1 protein-coding gene is annotated in these 938 nt (G+C 41.0%); it reads left to right on the forward strand.

Annotated features, from left to right (window positions below; all coding sequences use genetic code 11):
• Nucleotides 1–87 precede the first annotated feature (87 nt).
• The coding region (locus H5154_RS22870) for a hypothetical protein (protein ID WP_182719746.1) at nucleotides 88–938 on the forward strand (851 nt) is incomplete at its 3' end.

Genomic DNA, 938 nt, shown 5'->3' on the forward strand with positions numbered 1-938 from the left:
ACCGTTTCATGCCCAAAAAACTACCCCGTTCATGCTTCGCATTGCTGCCTCTACGACCAATTTACACCGTACAATCAAGGACTATTGATGTCATTAATTTCAGTAAAAAAATCACCAATAACGCCGCTGTTAACTAAGTCATTTTCACGCCGTGCAGTAATAATGTTACTAAGTGTCGCTACATTGCTATTAACTGGCTGTGGTGATGAGCCTAATCCACCTGCTAAACAAGTTGTTGAAGAGCAACCCAGCCGATTTAGTAAAGATAAAATGGCGTATCGTCATACGTACCACCCTGAGTGGCCTAAAGAGGTGCGCAATGAGGTATATGGCGATAAAGAAACGTTTTCAACTCCGCGTATTTTATTTAACGCGAAAGTCGAGTGGATGAAAAAGAAAACGCTGTTCTCAGCACGCATGGATGGCTCTGATAGGCGCCGCATTATTCCTGAAAATGCCTTCGAAGGTAGAGGGCTTATTGGTAGCCACACGCCAAAGCGCTCTCCTGATAACCGGTACATTGCCTTATCCATGGATACAACAGAGCACGGTTTTACCCGCGAGCTGTGGGACACTAAAACCCAACAGTTTATTTTAATGAGCAAAGGCCATGGTTATGCTCATTTTAACTGGACTAAAGACAGTGAAAATGTGATTTTTTACGCCAGTGGTAAACATTATAACTACCACGTACCCACTAAAACACTTACTGAGCGGCCAATTATTTACTCTAATGGCTTGTTTTTATTGCCAGACGGTAAAACTTTTTTAGCCGATAAAAAAAATAAATACTGGTTACATGACTTTAATGGTGACGTGATTGAGAAGGTTGATTTAGGCTTTAACACCCAATTTACGATGCAGTATTTAAAAGTATCCCCTTTCGGCGATTATATTTCTTTTTTATCAGAGGGGCTTGGATACCCTAAATATTACTG

The sequence above is a fragment of the Pseudoalteromonas sp. SR44-5 genome (genome assembly GCF_014163675.1).
In the GTDB taxonomy this organism is placed as follows: domain Bacteria; phylum Pseudomonadota; class Gammaproteobacteria; order Enterobacterales; family Alteromonadaceae; genus Pseudoalteromonas; species Pseudoalteromonas rhizosphaerae.